Below are 20976 nucleotides of genomic sequence, written 5' to 3'. Positions count from 1 at the left end.
TCATGAAAAAAATTATCTTCTTGCTATTCTTGTGCATGTCCGTAAATCAAATGTTTGCACATAAACACGGGCACAGTGCTTCTTCAAAAGTTTGGAATTTTATCAATAGTACTGAAACTATAAAAGCCGATTTTATAAAAAAAGATGGAGAAAAAGTGTATTTAATGAATGAAAATCATGAAGTTTTAACTTTTAATTATTCTGATTTTAAAGCACAAGAGCAACAGTATATTTCAGAAAAAGCAAACTTTATTTATGATCTAAATACATTAAATAAAAGTGAGAAGTACAAAATATTCAATTTTTCAAATTTATTATTATGTCTAGGAATACTTGTATTTCTTTTTTCTCTTTACAGTTTAAAAAAAAGGTTCAAACAGAAATCTGCATTCGCATATAGCTTGTTCGGTATTTCATTAATAGTTATTGGATGTGCACGTACAACATCTTTCAAAGCTCCAAAAATGGTTGCCAATGACATTCCTTTTTTAGAATCCGTTTTTGGTGTTTTTGACGAGGTACAAACACATCACGATGATAGTTATTTTTATATAGAATCAAATGGTATTCCGTCACACAAAATGATGGTAGGAATCACCAATTGGCAACAACAAGTTCCTATTGACCATGACTATTCAGGAAATAATGCATGGGCAATTCCTTTGCAACCTGCATTGGCTGAAAATCCACTGTCTACAAAAGAAAATTTTATGAAAGGTGCCATTGCTATTGCCGCAAACGGAATTCCTATTTTTAATCCGTTAAACAATCGTGGTGAAGATGCCAATGCTATTGGAGAATTGGACAAATGGGGCGGACATTGCGGTCGAGCCGATGATTATCATTACCATTTAGCGCCTACACATTTACAATCTAAAGTTGGAGAAAGCAAGCCAATTGCGTATGCTTTGGATGGTTTTCCTGTGTATGGTGAAACCACCGAGAAACTCGATGAGAATTTAGGACGATTTACTTCGGATAGTACTTATCAATATCACATCGTAAAAAAATATCCTTACTTAATTGCGGCAATGAAAGGAAAAGTTAAGATAAATCCAAGAACAAAAGCTCCAGAAAACGAAATAATGCCACAAGCAAAAACAAGAGGCGTAAGACCAGATTTGAGACCATTACGCGGAGCAGAAATTATTGATTTTGAAAATACAGCACCACAAAAATACAGTTTGACTTATAAGGTGAATTCTGAAATTCATAAAATATATTACGGCTGGGATACTACTGGAAATTATACGTTTGAATTTGAAAATCCTGATGGAACGCTTAAGAAATCAAACTATCAAAGAAAATAAATTTTACTGCCGATAACGTGTTTAATTCATCGCAATTAACTTCATGTATCTGTATTTGATATTTCAGAACGGGACACAAACATAAAACAAAAAGTCGCTACATACATAGCGACTTTTTTAAGTTATTTTTCTTCAAATTTTAAATATGATAACACTAGCTACGAACAAGTTTAGTCAAATAATAATATAGCCGATTCTTTATTAGAGAAAAATAACATGTTATTGTATAAGTAAGCGTTTGGTTGCTGTTCCTTCGTTAGAAATGATTTTTACCATGTATAACGCTCTTGATAATTCTGAAACGTCAAATGTTTTTCCAGCAGTAAATCCACCTTCAAATGATTTAATTTGTTTTCCTGTGATATCGTAAATTAAAACTTCTTCTACATTTTTGTTTAGTTTAAAACTGTCCGAAGCAGGATTTGGATATAGTGAAATTTCATTCGTTGTATTTAAAAAATCTGGTGTGCTCAACGTTGTTTGTTGATTCCCGAAAATTCTAAATTGTCCCGCAGGAATCGATATTGGATCTGCCGTGTTTGTTACGTTTAGAGTTGTCGTTCCTGTTTCGTCCATTAAATCGTACCAAGTTCCTGTGTATGGAAAATCGGGAACAATTGTTAAATCTGCTACAGAAAAATTACACAAAACAACTACATTTTTTAACGATGTTGACGGCATTGTATCATCCCAAATGTAAATACGTTGTCTGATATCATTGATATACGGACTGATTGAGTAGTTTCCTTCAAAAACAGGTTCATTAACTTTTAAGTTGATAATTCGTGCCCAATCGTTGTAAATTTTCGCTCTGTTTGCATCGGCTAACCAATTGTTTGTCCATTGTGGTTGTGGTTTTGTATCTAATTTACAATCGCCAGGTGTTGGATCACTTGGTAAGTTTACCGTACCGTTGTTACATGTAAAGATGGAATTTTCCATTCCTAATGCTCCAAAATGCCAAATCATTTTTGGCCCTGGAATCGTCAATGAAGCGGCTCCTAAAGCAGACATTCTTGATAATGCAGTATTTAAATCTTGTACATTGTGAGATGATAAAGCAGTATTTCCAAATTGTAGGTTTCTATACATTAATCGTTCTTCATCATGACTTTCTGCATATCCCATTAAACGTGGTCCATTAAACCCTCTACTAGTGTGTCCCATTCTGGAAATATCTGCATTAGATGCAAATCCCATCGTTAGTTGGTTGTATTGATCTGTCATTTTTCCCCACATCATAATTCCTTTTCCTTCACCTAAGCGGTAATCTGCCCATTCTTTTTCCTCATTGTCTTGACCTAAGTGTTCAAAAATTACATAATGATCATCGTCAATACTCCATGAATAATCTGCATATTGTTTTAAGACTGCCACACGGTCATTTCTGTATCCGTTGGTACATCCTTCATCACTTGCAGTACATTCTTGCGTGAATCCTTTTGTTAAATCCCAACGGAAACCATCAATATTGTATTCTTCAATCCAATGTTTTACAACACGTTGTGTATAGTATTGTGTTCTTGCTTGTTGATGATTAAAATCAGAACCTACACTGTAACTGTGTGTTGCTACTTGGTTAAAATAAGGGTTTTCAGAACTTGGTTCTCCCCAACCATCATTGTCTGCATCATTCATCCACATACGTACCATTGGGTTTCTTCCAAATGCATGGTTTAGAGCGACATCTAAAATAACTGCAATTCCATTTTGATGACATACATCAACAAATTCTTTGAATTTTTCTGGAGTTCCGTAATATTTGTCTAATGCTAAGTGGAAAGATGTGTTGTATCCCCAACTTTCGTTTCCTTCAAATTCCATGATTGGCATTAACTGAATTGCGTTTACATTTAAGTTTTTAAAGTAATCAATACGATCAATTAAGTTTTGATAGTTTTTATCTGCATCAAAATCACGAATTAATACTTCATACACAATTAAGTCTTCCTTTTTAGGTTTTGCAAAATTGGTTACTTGCCAATTGTATGGTGTTTGTCCTGTTTGTAATACCGTTACTTCACGTTCTTGTCCCGCAGGATATGTTGGAAGATTTGGATAAGTTGAAGCAGGAATAAAAGGATCATCAAAAGGAGATAATACTAATGTTGAATACGGATCTGCCGTTTTTACTAACGACGGAGAGTTTGCTATTGGTGTTTCATCAACTACCCAATATTGATAGCTGTAGTTTTGACCAGCTGTTAGTCCGTTTATTTCTAACCAGAATTTACCTGTAGTACCATCTTTTTTCATTGCATACGTTCCGTCTGGTTGCCAGTTATTGAAACTTCCTGCAACATATACAAAGTCTTTGTTTGGCGCATCTAAAACCAACGTTGCTTTTGATGTGTCTGCATCATAGTTTATTCCATCTTCCATACCCGCTGGCATTGCTTGCGTTGCAGCTCCTGGATTGATGATGACGCTAAAGTTTTTCGTAATTGTTGTGCCACTTAGTGTAACGTCTAATTCGTAATTTTTGTTTGTAGTGATGTTCATATCCGTATATGAATATGATGAACCACTGTTGGAGTTTATAGTTGCTCCATTTGCTTTTAGCACGTACGATGCTGAGCCACCAGTATTGTTTGCTGTAATAGCTAGGTTTGATCCTGAAGCTAAAATGGTAGTACTTCCATCTGTTGGCGTTACTAATGTTGATTGAAATGCTCCTACATCAAAAAAGAAGTCATTGCAACCACTATCTTTAAATTCTTGAGTTCCAGTTTCGTTTCTGAAAACCATTCCCATTTTTGTGATGGTTGCTGCTTGTGCAGTAGTTAATCCGTAATGTGTTTCAGGCACAATTTGAATTTGCCATAGTCCACCACCAAGATCTGTCATTTCTCCAACGCCATCATCTTGTCCCCAATTTCCTGTAACATATGTCCAAGGATTGCTATCAGTTCCAACTCCTGAGTGCATATACACTTTGTTAGGATTGGTAATTCCATCACAATCAGTTGCTGTACTATTGACATCAACTGTAATGGTAATCATTTGACTTACTTCAAAAGGTGTAGGCGTTATGGTTACTTGACCAAATGCAATACCCGTAAGTAGTAGAAATAGTATGTGTAATTTTTTTTTCATCTGTTTTTTTTGTTTTAGTCAGATGGAACTCGTTATACTTTATTAGTACAACTCATTTCATAGCGATTACTTTTGTATATTCTTTAATACTTGAAGATAAAAAAGGCTGTAATTATTTGTATTACAGCCTTTTTGAGTGATCTTTAGCAAAAGGCAAATTCTATGATAATTGATATAATATATGCTAGAGATTAACTTTGCTATCAAGGTATTAAACCTGAGATCCCGTTTTTCAACGGGATTAGTTCAACTTATAATTTTGAGTTTGTCTTAGATACTAAATCAAGTTTAATAAAAGCACCTCAAAATCGACTTTCACTAAATTAATTAAGTGTCAGTGTGTATGTGTAAGCTCTAGGATTACTAAAGTCTAACACTACTGTATAGTTTCCTGCTGCTGGTACTGCAATGTTGTCTCCTCCATTGTCTAATCCTCCGTCAGCTCCTGTATCTCCGTAGTTCCAATCCCAACCGTCATTTGCTCTAAATTTGATTTCATCAGCCGTTAAGTCGATGGTAATTGAAAATGTTTGTGTTGCAGCGTCATACGTCATATCGTTATCACTGTCCCAACCTGTTGGTGTTCCTGATCCGATAAGTCCCCAGTTTGAATACTGAGAAGCACTGTATGTTAAGTTTTCAGTATCTACTTGTACGTAGTAGTATCCTGGAGTTGTTTGTACATTAGATTCTCCATCTTCTGTTAATATTCCAGAGAAACTTCCATCATCTCCCCAATCTGTATTTCCCCATGCGAAGTTTCCTGTTTCATCTGGAGCAACAAATTTGTATTCAGTTTCTAACCAAATATATCCTTCATAATCAGAAGCTCCAAATTCAGAAGATGCTAATCTTGGTGCTGTTGCAGGATCCCATCCTTGGTGATCACCTGGCACTGCTATTTTAGGTAATGAAGTTGTATATGGTGTAATGTTTAACGTTACAATGTTAGAAATTTGTTGTTGCGCATCTTGTGTTCCTATGGAAGATATTACACGAATATCTAAATCTCCAGCTACAAACGGACTTAATCCTGCTGCAATTGATACATCGTTTAATTGTTGGTTTGTCCAAGAGATGAATCTTTCATTTGTAGAACCACCTTCAATTGGTGCTGCGAAATCTGTTCCTGCTAATGCAATTTGTACATTATAGCTAATTGCTGTTTGCGCATTGTAATCTGCATCATTCCACACAAGTGTTGTTGCTACGTTTTCTTCGTTTGCAGCACTTAAAGCAATTGATGTTCCTGATGCTGGTGTCACTAATTCTGGACCTCCTTCTGGAGACGCAATGATTAAGTTATCATCTTCACTACATGCGTTGAATCCAACGAATGCAACTACTGCTAAAAAGCCTACTGCTATTTTATTTAATTTTTTCATTTTGATTTTTTTTAGTAACCTGAGTTTTGAGTTAAATTAGGGTTTGCTGTGATATCTGTAGACGGAATTGGGAATAAATCTCTAAATGATTCCGTTGTAGTTCCGTTTGCTACATTTCCTTTCCAAGGCCAAATACCTTGATCTGAGAATTGTCCGAAACGGATAAGGTCAGTTCTTCTGTGTGCTTCCCAATGTAATTCTTTTGAGCGTTCTGACAATAAGAATTCATCTGTAATATCTCCGAAACCACCAATTGGCGTAGCGTTAGAACGTTGTCTTACTAAGTTTACATATTGTACCGCCAATCCTTGATCTCCTGTTCCACTTCTTTTTACAGCTTCAGCATACATTAAGTATGCATCTGCTAATCTGAATACTGGGAAATCTGTATCAATAAAGTCTCCTGAAGTATCTGATCCAGCAACTCCATTGCTTGTAACATTTTTGAATTTTTCTACTGCATATCCATCATTAAAGTTGAATACATCTGCAATTTCTAATTCTTGACCATCTGTAAAGAAGTTTGCTCTTTGATCTGTAATTAATTCTGATGCTGAGAATTTGTTCACAAACGCGCTCGTTGTTCTAATTCCGCCCCAACCTCCGTTGATACCGAAGTCAGCCGCACTCATGTTTCCTCCAACTGGTGCATGCACTAAGAAAGTCATTGCTCCAAATCCTTGTGTATTTAAACCATCAGAATTGAATGTAAAGATAAATTCATTTTGTGCTCCATTGGTATCATTGTCAGCTAAGAATAATTCGTCATAATTATCATGAAGCATATATCCTGCTCCAATAATGTTTTCTAAATACGGAATTGCTTGTGCACTTTGATCTGTTCCTGTGTATACTTCCGCATTTAAGTGTAATTTTGCCAATAACATCCAAACAGCTGCTTTGTCTGCTCTTCCGTATACATTTTGACGTGCATCAATCATTGTTGATTCAATTGCTGTTAATTCAGCAACAATAAAGTCAAATACTTCTTGTCTGCTTCCTTGTGTTGGTAAAAATGCTCCAATTGGGTCTGCATCTGTTACAAAAGGAACGTTTCCAAACATGTCAATTGCATGCCAGTAACTTAATGCTCTTAAGAAACGTACCTCAGCTTTGTATTCCGCTGGTAAGAATTCTGATTCTGGCACATCTGCTGTTGCTCTTAAAAACTCGTTAGAGATGGCAATTTGAAAATAAATTCTATTATACATTGCTGTAATGAATTCATTTGCAGGCGTCCATACTTGCCAGTTTAAATCGTGGATTGTTCCATCATTCCAAGCAATTAATGCTTCATCAGTAGTTAATTCTTGGTGTTTCCAATATTGTCTCAAATAGTTTGAGAATCCTTCATCAATTCCCGTAATATCAGGATTTCCCGCTGGACCTTGTTGTCCGCTTACTACAAATCCTGCGTATATTCTTGCAAGAAATTGTTCATACGCTTCAAGATCGTCAAATACGTTCGCTGCCGTCTGCTCTATTACTGGCTCAAGGTCTAATTCGTTTTCACATGAAGTGAATCCGAAGCTTGCTATGAGTAGTAATAGTACAATACCTATACGGTTTGATTGTTTTCTAAGTGTTTTCATCATTGTGTGTATTTGGTATTACTTTATTATAAATTCAAGTTAAGTCCCATTAATATATTTCGGGATCTTGGATAGAAATTGTTGTCAATTCCGCCGTCAATTTCAGGATCTAATCCATCATAATCTGTAATTGTGAATAGATTTTGTCCTGCTACATATACTCGCATTCTGGCATCTTTAAATAGATTATCGATTGTATACCCAAATGTAATGTTATCTAATTTCAAAAATGATGCATCTTGCACATAGTAATCAGAGAATAGTTGCTGATTTTGAAAACCAGTATCTAAAATTGATGCATTTACATTATTAATAGAGTTTGCTCCAAATAATGATTGTACGTTTCCTGTGTTTGAAGCTACGTTGTTGTATGCATAGTTTCCAAGACTCGCTCTCATTGTAAAAGCAAAGTCGAAGTTTCCGTATTGCATGTTAGATGAAAACCCTATTACTGCATCTGCATTTGGACTCTTGTATCTGTATCTATCATCAGTATCAACAGTACCATCACCATTAATATCAACATATGCTCCTTCTATTGGCGCACCTTGTGCATCATATATTTGTTTAAATACGTAGAAAGAGTTTACTTCATGACCTACAGAGTTAATTTGGATTGTGTTTCCAACTCCACCTGCAATTCCTCCAGTTAATACACCTGGCGAATCTGTGTTGTCTGTTAAAAATAACTTTGTAATTTCATTATCAAAGAAAGAAACATTTACGTTTGTATTCCAAGAGAAATTGTCATTTTGAACAATTGCAGCATTTAAACTTACTTCCAAACCTCTATTTTCTAAGTTACCAACATTTGTTAGTAATGCGTTAGAAAGGTTTGTTCCTGCTGGAACTGGAATAAAGTTTAATAAGTCTTCCACTTTACGCTCATATACTTCTACAGAACCTGTAAGACGATCGTTAAAGAATCCGAAATCTAAACCAAGGTTGATCGATTTTGAACGTTCCCAACGTAAGTTTTCATCATATTCTTCTGGACGAAGTGTTGTAACAAAACGTGGTGAACCGTCAGTGTTATACCCAAATTGATACTGTACTCTAGCATCTCCTGTTGTATAACGAGGAAGATATCCGTAATCTTGTCCAACTTCTTGCTGACCAGTTTCTCCGTATGCTACTCTTAGTTTTAATTGAGAGAATACTTTTGAATCTTTCATAAAGTTTTCATCAATAATATTCCAACCTACAGAAACTCCACCGAAGATATCAGAACGATCATCTGGATTTAAACGAGATGAAATATCATTTCTAATATTTAACGTTAATAAGTATTTACTATCATAATCAACATTCACTCTACCAAAATACGATTCTAAAGCGTTTTCTCCAATACTTTTAAATTGATTCGTAACACCTAATCCCGTAGTTGACTCAGATATGTTTGATCTGTAAAAACGTTGGAACGAATGTCCTACAGTAGCATCTACAGTCGTTTTAATGTCTTCAAATGTTTTTCTGTAGTTTGCATACACATCTAACAACCTGTTTCTGTTTAGTGTTTCATAAAATCCTGTAACTCCCTGTTGGTTAAAGTTTGAAGCCGCTTCCGCTGGAATAAATGTGTTTCCTTCTACTTCATTATAGTCATAACCTCCAAGTGCCGTTAACTTAATATCTCTAAAAAATGGTAATGTATAGTCAATTTTTAAACTTCCTGTACTTCTTCTTGTATTAGCAATATTGCTATTCTGCTCTAATAAACCAACTGGGTTACGTACCGCAATTGTATTGATAGTTCCGTCTGCATTTACATTTTCAGTATACCCGCCAAATTGACTTGTTGGATCGAATACAGATTGTGTAGGATCAAAAGAAACTGCCGCTCCAATTGCTCCTGTGTTTGCGAAGGTATCTTCTAATAAAGATCCTAATAAATTTGCTTCAATTTTTAAATCGTCATCTAATAAACGTTGGATAAACTTTACAGAACCTGTCCAACGGTCTACTTCAGAACCTTGTAATGTTCCTTCTTGTTTTACATAACCAACAGACGCTCTGTAGTTAGAATTTCCAAAACCTCCAGAAACTGTTACGTTTGTATCAGAAGTAAGTGATCCTCTATAAATTTCATCTTGCCAGTCTGTACTTGTGCTTCCTAATTGTGCAATTTGATTTGGATTTCCGTTTGCTGTAACTAAGTTTCTAAATTGAGTTGACGATAAAACATTTACTTCATTAAAGTTATCTCCAACCGCTGTATAATGATTTACACTAATATTAAATGGTTGTCCTGATTTTCCTGTTTTAGTTGTAATTAAGATAACTCCACCTGTTGCTCTCGATCCGTAGATAGAAGCTGCAGAAGCATCTTTTAATACCGTAAACGATTCAATATCATTTGCATTAATATAGTTCAATCCTGCACTTGCAGGATCTAATGGAACTCCATCTACAACAATTAAAGGGTTTGAGTTTGCCGCCAATGAAGAAACTCCACCTCTAATTTTAATTGACGAACTAGATCCTGGCGCTCCACTTGGTGGCGTTACCTGAACTCCGGCAGTTTTACCAGCAATTAATTGTTCTGGAGAAACGATTGCTCCGCCATTGAAATCATCAGCATTTACAGATTCAACCGATCCTGTAACATCCTTTTTAACAGCAGATCCATATCCTACTACGACAACTTCATCAAGTTTGGACGCATCTTCTTCTAGTGCAACATTTACGCTAGTCTGTCCTGTAAATAAGACTTCTTGAGTCTTAAAGCCTACATAGGAAAATACGATGGTTTGTCCGTCACGAACTGTAACTTGATAATTTCCATCAAAGTCAGTTGTGGTTCCGTTTGTTGTTCCTTTAACGATCACATTCACTCCTAGTAATGGAGTTCCTGTCCCTTTTTCAGTAACAACACCCGTCACTTTTGTTTGGGCAAGCATTCCTAGTGGAATTAAAAAAGCCAAAAACAAAATAAATTTTTGCATTTTCTTCATTTGTTTAGTTTTTTGTTTTCAAATTGTCGTAAAATAATCACGTGTTTTTAATAAACATTTCTGAACAAACTGTCCTTAATATACGTAATTTTTTTAGTTTAAATACTATATATTTTTACCTCTCGATGTTAAAACTATGTAAAATTTAAGTAAATCAAAATATAGGCATAACTTTTGAAGCTACGCAAACGTTTTCGTGTTGAAAACTTTTATAAACATTGGGTTTTATCCAATTAAAACAGCGTATTTTTAACAAAAAAATAAAAATTCGTAGCTATAATTATTGATCTTATAATAAACCCTTATGAAACGAAAAGTAACTCTCAAACAAATAGCCAAAGAATTAGACGTTTCTGTATCAACTGTTTCCAAAGCATTAAGAAATAGTAAAGAGATAAGTTTGGACACCAGAAGTAAAGTTCAGGCATTTGCAAAACTGTATAATTACCGTCCAAATAATATCGCGTTAAGCTTAAAAAATAAACGGACAAAAACAATTGGAGTTATTATTCCTGAAATTGTACATCATTTTTTCTCGAAAGTCATTAGCGGAATTGAAAAAGAAGCAAATAGTAGAGGCTATAATGTTATTATCGGATTGTCTAACGAGTCGTTTGATAAAGAAGTGATTAACATTGAAATGCTTGCCAACGGAAGTATTGACGGTTTTATACTTTCGGTAGCTAAAGAAACGTTGCTTTTACAAGATTATCATCACTTTTATGAAACTATCAACCAAGGAATGCCAATTGTAATGTTTGATAGAGTTGTGAATGAAATTGCTTGTGATAAAGTTGTTGTTGATGACAAATCGGGTTCTAAAAAAGCAGTTTCTAAGTTGATAGAAACAGGTTGTAAAAACATTGCATTAATCACTACAAAAGATTATGTAAATGTGGGCAAACTCAGAACACAAGGCTATTTGCAAGCGCTGGAAGAACACAAAGTTGAGCCAAAATCTTCACTTATTATTAAGGTTGAAGAAAATAAAGACAAAGAAATTGAGATTGAAACCTTAGAAAAAGAAATTTCTGCATTGCTTGACAAAGAAAAAGAAATTGATGGTATTTTTGCTGTAAATGAATTGTATGCAATTACAGCCATGAAAGTTGCCATTAACAAAGGCTACAAAATTCCGGAAGACATTTCTGTTATCGGATTTACTGACGGTGTATTGTCTAAACATTCCATTCCTTCTTTAAGCACCATCAGTCAGCATGCGGTTGAAATGGGCGAAAGATCAGCAACCATGTTAATTGACAAATTAGAAGAAATTGTAGAAGAAGAAAAATACAACACAGAAGTCATCAACACTACATTAATAGAACGTGACACCACACGATAATTAGGTGATTTGCAGTCATAAAATTATTAAATTTTGAAAGGATTATTCGTCAGATTCTAAATTTAACAATGACTGTTTCAAAAAAACTCCTATATTTACAGCATTAAAATCAAGACTTATATTTTTATCTCTCAAATTAAAAGTAAGTTTTGATAAGTCTTAGCGCTTATCGTAGTATTAACTAATTACTATACGATAATGGAAAAGCGTAAGTTAAGTTTCTGGGAAATTTGGAACATGAGTTTCGGGTTTTTAGGAATACAAATGGGTTTTGCACTCCAAAATGCCAACGTCAGCCGAATTTTTCAAACATTAGGAGCCGAAATAGATGATATTCCGATTCTTTGGGTTGCTGCACCACTAACTGGTTTAATAGTACAACCAATTATTGGATATTTTAGCGATCGTACTTGGCATCCAAAACTTGGAAGACGAAGACCGTATTTCTTAGTTGGTGCTATTTTAGCGTCTTTAGCGTTAATCATAATGCCAAACTCCCCAATGCTATGGTTCGCCGCAGGAATGCTGTGGATTATGGATGCATCTATCAATGTATCTATGGAACCATTTAGAGCTTTTGTGGGTGACAATCTTTCTGATGAGCAAACAACAAAAGGATTTGCAATGCAAAGTTTCTTTATTGGAATTGGTGCATATGTAGCTTCAAAACTTCCAAACATGCTTACGTATCTCGGTGTCGCTAACACAGCGCCCGAAGGTATCATTCCCGATTCTGTAAAGTATTCTTTTTACATCGGTGGAGCCGCTTTTTTTATTGCCGTTTTATGGACAGTTATCTTCTCAAAAGAATATACGCCCGAAGAAATGAAGGTTTTTGAAGAAGCCGAAAACAATGACTTTAGCAAAGAAAAACATTCTCCTGAATGGTTTACTGCCAATGGAAAATCGCACCTAAAAAAAGGACTTATTGCTATTATTGTAGGATTACTAACTACGTTTCTAATTTATCACTTCGAACTTAAAAAAGATTTATACGTACTAACGCTAGGTTTAATAACGTTAGCCGGAATTGCACTTTTAATTTCTGGATTAATGCAACGAAACAACAACGTTGACAATGGTTTTATTACCATCATTAACGATTTTCAGTCCATGCCAAAAATGATGAAGCAACTCGCTTGGGTACAATTTTTCTCGTGGTTTGCTTTATTCTCTATGTGGATTTACATGACGCCAGCGCTCACAGAACATATTTATGGTACAACAGATGCTACTTCAGAAGCGTATAATACTGGTGCAAACCAAGTAGGAGAAATGTTTGCCAACTACAACATTATTGCAGCATTAGTTGCCTTCTTATTGCCTGTTTTAGCAAAAGCAACCAGTAGAAAATTTACACACTTTTTAGCACTAGTAGCAGGTGGTTTTGGATTAATGTCTATTTATTTCATCTCCGAACCTACTACATTTATGATTGAATGGTTACCAATGATTGGTGTTGGTATTGCATGGGCAAGTATCTTATCCATTCCATACGCCATGCTTTCAGGGTCTTTGCCAGCTTCCAAAATGGGGTATTACATGGGCGTTTTTAACTTCTTTATCGTAATTCCACAACTAGTCGCAGCTTCCATACTCGGATTTATGGTTTCGTATTTCTTTGATAATCAACCCATCTACGCATTATTAGTTGGTGGCGCTTCTATGATCTTAGCAGGAATTATATCACTAACTATAAACGATACAGTAACAACATAATTAATGAATAAAAAAGGATTTATATTTGATTTAGATGGTGTCATCGTTGATACTGCAAAATATCATTACCTATCGTGGAAACAATTGGCAAACGAGCTAGGTTTTGACATCACGCTAGCACAAAACGAACAACTCAAAGGCGTAAGTAGAGTACGTTCTTTAGAAATTATATTAGGTTGGGGAAACAAAACACTCTCTGAAGAAGCGTTCATTAAATACATGGCAGAGAAAAATGATAACTATTTAGCACACATTGCACAAATGGATGCAGGAGAAATTCTTCCCGACATTCCAAAAACACTAAACTATTTACAAGAAACACAGCAAGGAATTGCACTTGGATCTGCTAGTAAAAACGCTCGTAAAATTCTACAAAAAGTAGGCTTATTCGAAACGTTTCAAGCTATTGTTGACGGAAATGATGTCAGCAAAGCAAAACCCGATCCCGAAGTATTTCTTATTGCTGCAAAACAACTCAACAAAGTACCAACGGATTGTATTGTATTTGAAGACTCTGTTGCTGGCGTAACTGCCGCAAATACTGCCGAAATGATTTCTATCGGAATTGGTTCCGAAGAAACACTCGGTCACGCAGACTATGTGTTCAAAGATTTTACCGAAATACAAACCAGTTTTATAGACGAATTAATAAATAGATAATAAATAACCTGATTACGCTTAGAAAAAAATCTAAAAGCGTAGCGATCTAGAATCTATTATCTAACATCTTAAAAAAGAAATGAATCAGAATTATATACAGCCAGATAACTGGTCCATCATCGAAGAAGGATTTGACACCGAAAGTGTAAAATCTTCCGAAAGTCTCTTCAGCATCGGAAACGGCGCTATGGGACAACGAGCTAATTTTGAAGAATACTACTCTGGACCAACGTTTCAGGGAAGTTACATTGCAGGAGTATATTATCCTGATAAAACAAAAGTTGGATGGTGGAAAAACGGCTATCCAGAATACTTTGCAAAAGTACTCAACGCTCCAAATTGGATTGGAATAAATGTGTCCATCAACGATGAAATGCTTGACTTATTCAACTGTAAAAAAGTAGCAAACTTCCGTCGCGAACTCAACATGAAAGAAGGTTGGTACGAACGCTCATTTACAGCAACGTTGCAAAATGACATTCAAATAGAAGTAATCGCAAAACGATTCTTAAGTTTAGACATTGACGAAGTTGGTGCCATTGCATACAGCATCAAACCAATTTCAAATGATGTAACCATAAAATATACGCCTTACTTAGATGCCGGAATCAAAAATGAAGATGCCAACTGGGAAGAAAAATTCTGGGAAACCATTCAAGTAAAAGCAGCAAACAACCAAGCGTTTATTGTTGCAAAAACACTAAAAACCGACTTCTACGCATGTACCTTCATGCAAACAGAACTCAAACTAGACGACAAAACACTAGACTTACCAACGAATGTGTCTGAAAAATCAACAGAAATTTCGTTTCACTATACACAACAAGTAAAAGCAAATCAAACCTTTACCATACACAAATATGGAGGTTATACGGTTTGCACAAATCACGACAAATACAACCTTGTTGATGCCGCTAAAAAAGCATTGCAAAATGCCGCTTCTCTAGGGTTTAATACTCTATTAGAAAAGCAAAAAGATGCATGGGCAAAAATTTGGAAAATGGCAGACATTACCATAGAAGGTGATGTAAAAGCGCAACAAGGAATTCGTTTCAACATCTTTCAACTCAACCAAACGTATTTAGGAAAAGATTCACGTCTCAACATTGGTCCAAAAGGATTCACAGGCGAAAAATATGGCGGAAGTACGTATTGGGATACGGAAGCCTATTGCATTCCTTTCTATATGACGACGAAAGATCAGCAAGTAGCACGTAACCTATTACAATACCGTTACAATCATTTGGAAAAAGCTATTGAAAATGCCCAAAAACTTGGGTTCAACAATGGCGCAGCATTATATCCAATGGTCACCATGAATGGAGAAGAATGCCACAATGAGTGGGAAATTACTTTTGAGGAAATTCATCGAAACGGCGCTATTGCATTTGCCATTTACAACTACACACGGTACACAGGCGATTATAGTTACATTCCAGAAATGGGCTTAGAAGTCATGATCGGAATTGCACGTTTTTGGCATCAAAGAGCTACGTTTTCAACAGCAAAAGACAAATATGTAATTCTTGGAGTTACAGGTCCAAACGAATATGAAAACAACGTAAACAACAATTGGTACACAAACTACATTGCACAATGGTGTATAAAATTTGCACAAGAACACATTCAAAAAGTAAAACAAGAATATACAGACGATTACGATCGTATCATGCAAAAAGTACGTCTTTCGGAGCAAGAAATATCTTCTTGGATGGAAGTTGCCGAAAACATGTACTATCCATACAGTGAACAATACGGCGTGTACTTACAACAAGATGGCTTCCTAGACAAAGACTTAGTAAGCGTTGCCGATTTAGACCAAACACAACGTCCAATCAATCAAAAATGGAGTTGGGACCGCATCTTACGTTCGCCATACATCAAACAAGCCGATACCTTACAAGGTTTCTACTTCTTTGAAGATCATTTCACCAAACAAGCACTCGAAAAACATTTCGATTTCTACGAGCCATATACAGTGCACGAATCGTCACTTTCACCATGCGTTCACAGTATTCAAGCGGCAAAACTGGACAAAATGGACATGGCATACACATTCTACTTACGAACATCTCGTTTAGATTTGGACGATTACAATAAAGAAGTGGAAGAAGGTTTACACATCACATCCATGGCAGGAACGTGGATGAGTATTGTGGAAGGATTTGGCGGCATGCGTATGAAAAATGACACACTATCGTTTGAACCGCGAATTCCATGGCAATGGAAAGGCTATTCATTCAAAGTAAACTATAGAAATCACATACTCAAAATAAACGTTACACACAACGGAACTTCGTTCGAACTCGAAAAAGGTGGCGATTTAGTCATTCTTGTCGATGGAAAAAAAGTAGCCGTTTCACCAAACGATTTGGTCACTGTGTCATAAATAAAAAGAATTTGGAGCTATTTCCTGCTTTCCGCTGTATCTTTTTTTGCCATATAGCAAAGCAAAAAAAGGATGCCGCTGTAATCAGGACTAGGACTCTGGAAATAGTATTGAGTATTGAGGTATAAAATAAATCTCTATACAAAAAATGCTGTCACATTTTCCACTCGATCTGACGATGCAAAAACGTCACTTCGAGTGAAATTTTGAAAAAATTTTGTATCGAGAAGTACTTTAAAGCCAAGTACTTCTTGATTTTCTAACTGTTTACTAATAGTGATGTCATTCCTACGCAGGCAGGAATCTACAGAAAACAAAGTGGATTCCGCATCAAGTGCGGAATGACAACAAAAAAACAATCAGATGAAAAAAATAATCATAGCTACACTACTTACGTTTTTCTTCTCTTGCAATACAAAAGAAGAAAAAACGAATATTGATACGACTAACATTTCATCAACAGAAGTAACAGAAACCGCAAACGAAATCAACCGAATAGAACCTCCATATTGGTGGACAGGTTTCAAAAACACCAAACTACAACTACTCGTAAAACATCCTGAAATTGCCAAAACAACACCCGAAATCTCATATGCAGGAATCAAAATAGAAAATTCAAAAAAAGGCGAAAGTCCAAACTATCTATTCATTAATCTAGACATCTCAAAAAATACCAAACCCGGAAAATTCAACATTACATTCAAATCCGAAAACGGCACAAAACTTACGCAAACCTACGAACTCAAACAACGTGAAAAACCAGCGGAAGACTATATAGGTTTTGATAGCTCGGACGTTTTATATCTTATCACACCTGACCGATTTGCCAATGGAGACACATCAAACGACATTCCACTAAAAAAATCAGGAATGACAGAAACAGGTGAAAAAGTTACGCTTCTCAAAGAAGCAACCATCAACCGAAAAGACGATTATGCACGGCATGGTGGCGATATCAGAGGAATTACACAACATTTAAACTATATTAACGATTTAGGTTTTACGGCAATTTGGTCGTGTCCGTTACTCACAAACGACATGCCTAAATCTTCATATCACGGATACGCAATTACAGATTATTACGAAGTTGATCCACGTTTTGGAACCTTTGCCGAATACCGAGAATTGGCAGATGAAGCTAGAAAGAAAGGCATGAAACTCGTTATGGATCAAGTGGCAAATCATTGCGGATTAGAACATTGGTGGATGAAAGACTTACCGTTTAACGATTGGGTAAACTATCAAACAGCATTTGAAAACGGTGAAAAAACAATACATTCAAATCATAGAAGAACTTCCAATCAAGATTTGTATGCTTCTAAAGGTGATAAAGAAGGTATGGCAAATGGCTGGTTTGTAAGCGCAATGCCCGATCTAAATCAGCGAAATCCATACATGGCAACATACATCATTCAAAACAGTATTTGGTGGATTGAAGCTCTAGGACTTGGCGGAATTCGTCAAGATACGTATCCATATCCTGACAAAGAATTTATGAGCAAATGGGCAGGTGCGATTATGACAGAATATCCAAACTTTTCTATTGTTGGTGAAGAATGGAGTTCCAATCCATTACTCATTGGTTACTGGCAAACTGGCGCAAACAATAAAGATGGATATGAAAGTAATTTAAAATCGACAATGGATTTTGCCATGCAAGGGAAAACGGTTGAAGCTTTCAACGAAGAAGAATCTTGGGACAAAGGCTTGGTAAAAATATATGAAGGTTTGGCAAATGATTTTCACTATACCAATCCAAAAGACATCATGATATTTCCAGACAATCACGATATGAGTCGCATCTTTACACAACTCAATGGAGATATTCCAAACACAAAAATGGCGTTGAGTTATCAATTGGTGTTGCCACGAATTCCACAAATTTATTACGGAACCGAAATATTAATGAACGACTTTGAAAAACCTGGCGATCACGGTTTAATACGAACTGATTTTCCTGGCGGTTGGAAAGGCGATACTGCAAATGCATTTACGGGTGAAGGATTATCTGTTCAGCAAAAAGACATGCAAAGCTATCTCAAAAAACTATTAAATTTCCGTAAAACTAGTAAAGCCATTCACGATGGAAAAACAACACATTTTGCACCTTTTATGGGAACCTATTTCTTATTCAGAACCTTAGGTGACGAAACGGTTGTACATATCATCAACAAAAATAAAAAACCTATTACTATTGATCTCAAACGGTATGCAGAAATGAATTTGACAGGGAAAACGTTAAAAAATGTAATTACAGGAGAAACATTTATATGGAATGACGATATTGAGTTGACGAAGAAAGGAAGTATTATTTTGACAACGAAGTAATTTTAAATGTATCTCGACTGCGCTCGATATGACAAATAAGATAAAGCCTGTCATTCCTACGTAGACAGGAATCCAAAAAACAAAACATGAAAACAAAACTAGTCATACTCATACTCTCTTTATGTTGCTTTTCATGTAAAGGACAACAAAAAGAAGATCGAACTGATGGAAAAAAATCTGTCACAATAATTGTGGACGATTTGCCAACTAATCATGATTATTCAAAAGACATCTATATTTCTGGTGATTTTGAAGGTTGGTCTGGCGGAAGATCGGAATTAAAACTAGATAAAAAAGACAAAACATACAGCATTACGCTTCCAAATCATAAAGAAACCATTCTTTATAAATTTACGCTCGGAACTTGGGAAAGTGTTGAATTGGATGCAAAAGGTAAAAATTTAGAAAATAGAACATATTCTTTCAAGGAAAATCCTGAAACAATTAACATTTCTATTGGCGCTTGGGCAAACGGAAATGCTAACGAAACACTTTCTACCAAACAACCCAATGTAGAAACGTTTGCAGAAGCAGTTGAAATTCCACAACTAAACACAACACGAAAAATTCAAGTATATCTGCCACCAAACTATGCGCAATCAACAACATCATATCCAGTAGTATACATACATGATGGACAAAATGTATTTGACAAGGCGACTTCGTATTCGGGCGAATGGGAAGTTGATGAAACATTGAACAGGTTGCATCAAATTAATGGTTTGGATATCATTGTGGTTGCTATTGACAATAGCGAAAAACGCATGCAAGAATACACACCTTGGAAACATGAAAAACACGGTAAACCTAAAGGAAAACAATATATTGATTTTATTGCATACACCTTAAAACCTGCTATTGACGCAAAGTACAGAACAAAACCAGAAGCCAAAAACACAGGAATCATGGGAAGTTCCATGGGCGGATTAATATCGCATTATGCCGCTTTTAAATATCCTAATGTGTTTGGAAAAGCTGGTATTTTTTCGCCTTCGTTTTGGTTTTCTGATGAAATAATTCCGTTTACAAAAGAACATCTGGCAGAAGCCAAAAATTCCAAACTTTACTACGTAATGGGCGAAAAAGAAGGTGGAAACATGGTCAAAGATTTAGGAAATGTTGTAGACGCCATGCAAACAAACGGTTTTCCAAAAGCTAATTTCTATGTACAAATCACGCCAAGTGGAACACATAGTGAAGCTTTTTGGCGAAGCGAATTTAAAAAAGCAATACTTTGGCTATTTGCCGATCATGTAAAAATTCAGCCAACTACTAAAAAACCAATTGCTACTGAAGTAAAAACAGCAACATTAGCTGGTGGAAAACTCATGCGTGTAGCAGACTTTCCTTCGGAATATATACGTCCAAGAAATGTAGATGTTTGGTTGCCCGAAAATTATTCAACAGACAAAAAATATGCTGTTTTATACATGCACGATGGACAAAATTTGTTCGACGGAAACACCACTTGGAACAAGCAAGAATGGCAAGTAGACGAAGTAGCTTCAAAATTAATGAATGAAGCAACAGTAATCGATTTTATTGTGGTTGCTCCATACAATATTCCTGCAATTCGTTGGCAAGATTATTTCCCGCAAAAAGCATTCGATTATTTAAATGTGGAAACACAAAAGAACATTCGCGCCAAAGCGGAAGCAAATAATTTTAGCTTAGTATTCAACGCAGATAATTATTTAAAATTCTTGACCAAAGAACTGAAACCGTACATTGACAACACGTATGCAACCAAAACCGATCGTGAACATACATTTGTTGCGGGTTCAAGTATGGGCGGATTAATTTCGATGTATGCCATGTGCGAATATCCTGAAATTTTTAGTGCCGCAGCGTGTATTTCGACACATTGGGTTGGTATAATGCCCATGGAAGATAATCCAATTCCAGATACATTTTTTGCGTATATGAGTGACCATGTACCTTCACCAAAAACACATCGTTTTTATTTTGATTACGGAAACAAAACCTTAGATCAATACTATCCGCAATATGCAGAAACGGTGGATGCAATTTTTAAGAAAAAAGGATATACAGATAGCAATTATAAAAATGTATTCTTTGAAGGCACCGATCATTCGGAAATTTCTTGGCAAAAACGATTGCACATTCCGTTTACATTTTTGCTAAAAGACCCTAAATGGGCAGTTGACACTGATTAAAAAAATTATTTGTAAAAGAAC

Annotated in this window: 11 protein-coding genes; 7 read left to right on the top strand and 4 right to left on the bottom strand. The window is 35.6% G+C overall.

Translation table 11 applies throughout. From position 1 onward, the window contains the following. The first annotated feature begins 2 nt into the window (after positions 1-2). A complete protein-coding gene (locus ACQ654_RS15640) occupies positions 3-1310 on the top strand; it encodes a YHYH protein (RefSeq protein WP_430411281.1) in 1308 nt (435 codons plus the stop codon). A gap of 219 nt (positions 1311-1529) precedes the next feature. Here ACQ654_RS15640 and ACQ654_RS15635 read toward each other — a convergent pair whose 3' ends face one another. The 4 genes from ACQ654_RS15635 to ACQ654_RS15620 all read right to left on the bottom strand — a co-directional run bounded on the left by ACQ654_RS15635 (position 1530) and on the right by ACQ654_RS15620 (position 10328). Then, entirely contained in the window at positions 1530-4406 is a 2877-nt protein-coding gene (locus ACQ654_RS15635) for an alpha-amylase family glycosyl hydrolase (RefSeq protein ID WP_430411280.1), read from the bottom strand. A 323-nt stretch (positions 4407-4729) separates the two neighbouring features. Beyond that, positions 4730-5791 (bottom strand): SusE domain-containing protein, encoded by a 1062-nt coding sequence (locus tag ACQ654_RS15630; RefSeq protein ID WP_430411279.1) that lies wholly within the window; start codon positions 5789-5791, stop codon positions 4730-4732. Between the two features lie 11 nt (positions 5792-5802). Further along, the gene (locus ACQ654_RS15625) at positions 5803-7383 is read right to left on the bottom strand and encodes a RagB/SusD family nutrient uptake outer membrane protein (RefSeq protein WP_430411278.1); all 1581 of its coding nucleotides are present in this window, start codon (positions 7381-7383) and stop codon (positions 5803-5805) included. Between the two features lie 26 nt (positions 7384-7409). After that, complete coding sequence (locus tag ACQ654_RS15620; protein ID WP_430411277.1) at positions 7410-10328, bottom strand: SusC/RagA family TonB-linked outer membrane protein; 2919 nt, start codon at positions 10326-10328, stop codon at positions 7410-7412. Positions 10329-10641: 313 nt separating this feature from the next. Between ACQ654_RS15620 and ACQ654_RS15615 the strand changes: the two genes are divergently transcribed. From ACQ654_RS15615 to ACQ654_RS15590, 6 genes are all read left to right on the top strand, one after another. Next, the gene (locus ACQ654_RS15615) at positions 10642-11682 is read left to right on the top strand and encodes a LacI family DNA-binding transcriptional regulator (protein WP_430411276.1); all 1041 of its coding nucleotides are present in this window, start codon (positions 10642-10644) and stop codon (positions 11680-11682) included. 198 nt (positions 11683-11880) lie between these two features. Further along, positions 11881-13401, top strand: a complete 1521-nt coding sequence (locus ACQ654_RS15610) for an MFS transporter (protein ID WP_430411275.1) — start codon at positions 11881-11883, stop codon at positions 13399-13401. Positions 13402-13404: 3 nt separating this feature from the next. Next, the gene (pgmB, locus tag ACQ654_RS15605) at positions 13405-14061 is read left to right on the top strand and encodes a beta-phosphoglucomutase (protein WP_430411274.1); all 657 of its coding nucleotides are present in this window, start codon (positions 13405-13407) and stop codon (positions 14059-14061) included. A 79-nt stretch (positions 14062-14140) separates the two neighbouring features. After that, positions 14141-16450, top strand: a complete 2310-nt coding sequence (locus ACQ654_RS15600) for a glycoside hydrolase family 65 protein (protein WP_430411273.1) — start codon at positions 14141-14143, stop codon at positions 16448-16450. 363 nt (positions 16451-16813) lie between these two features. After that, positions 16814-18778, top strand: a complete 1965-nt coding sequence (locus ACQ654_RS15595; protein ID WP_430411272.1) for a glycoside hydrolase family 13 protein — start codon at positions 16814-16816, stop codon at positions 18776-18778. A gap of 86 nt (positions 18779-18864) precedes the next feature. Further along, on the top strand, positions 18865-20955 hold the full coding sequence (locus ACQ654_RS15590; protein WP_430411271.1) for an alpha/beta hydrolase: 2091 nt from the start codon (positions 18865-18867) through the stop codon (positions 20953-20955). Positions 20956-20976 lie beyond the last annotated feature (21 nt).

It is taken from the genome of Kordia sp. (assembly GCF_965283645.1).
GTDB lineage: Bacteria > Bacteroidota > Bacteroidia > Flavobacteriales > Flavobacteriaceae > Kordia.
The sequence above is the reverse complement of the archived record's forward strand: the minus strand, read 5'-3'. Positions and strand labels throughout refer to the sequence as shown.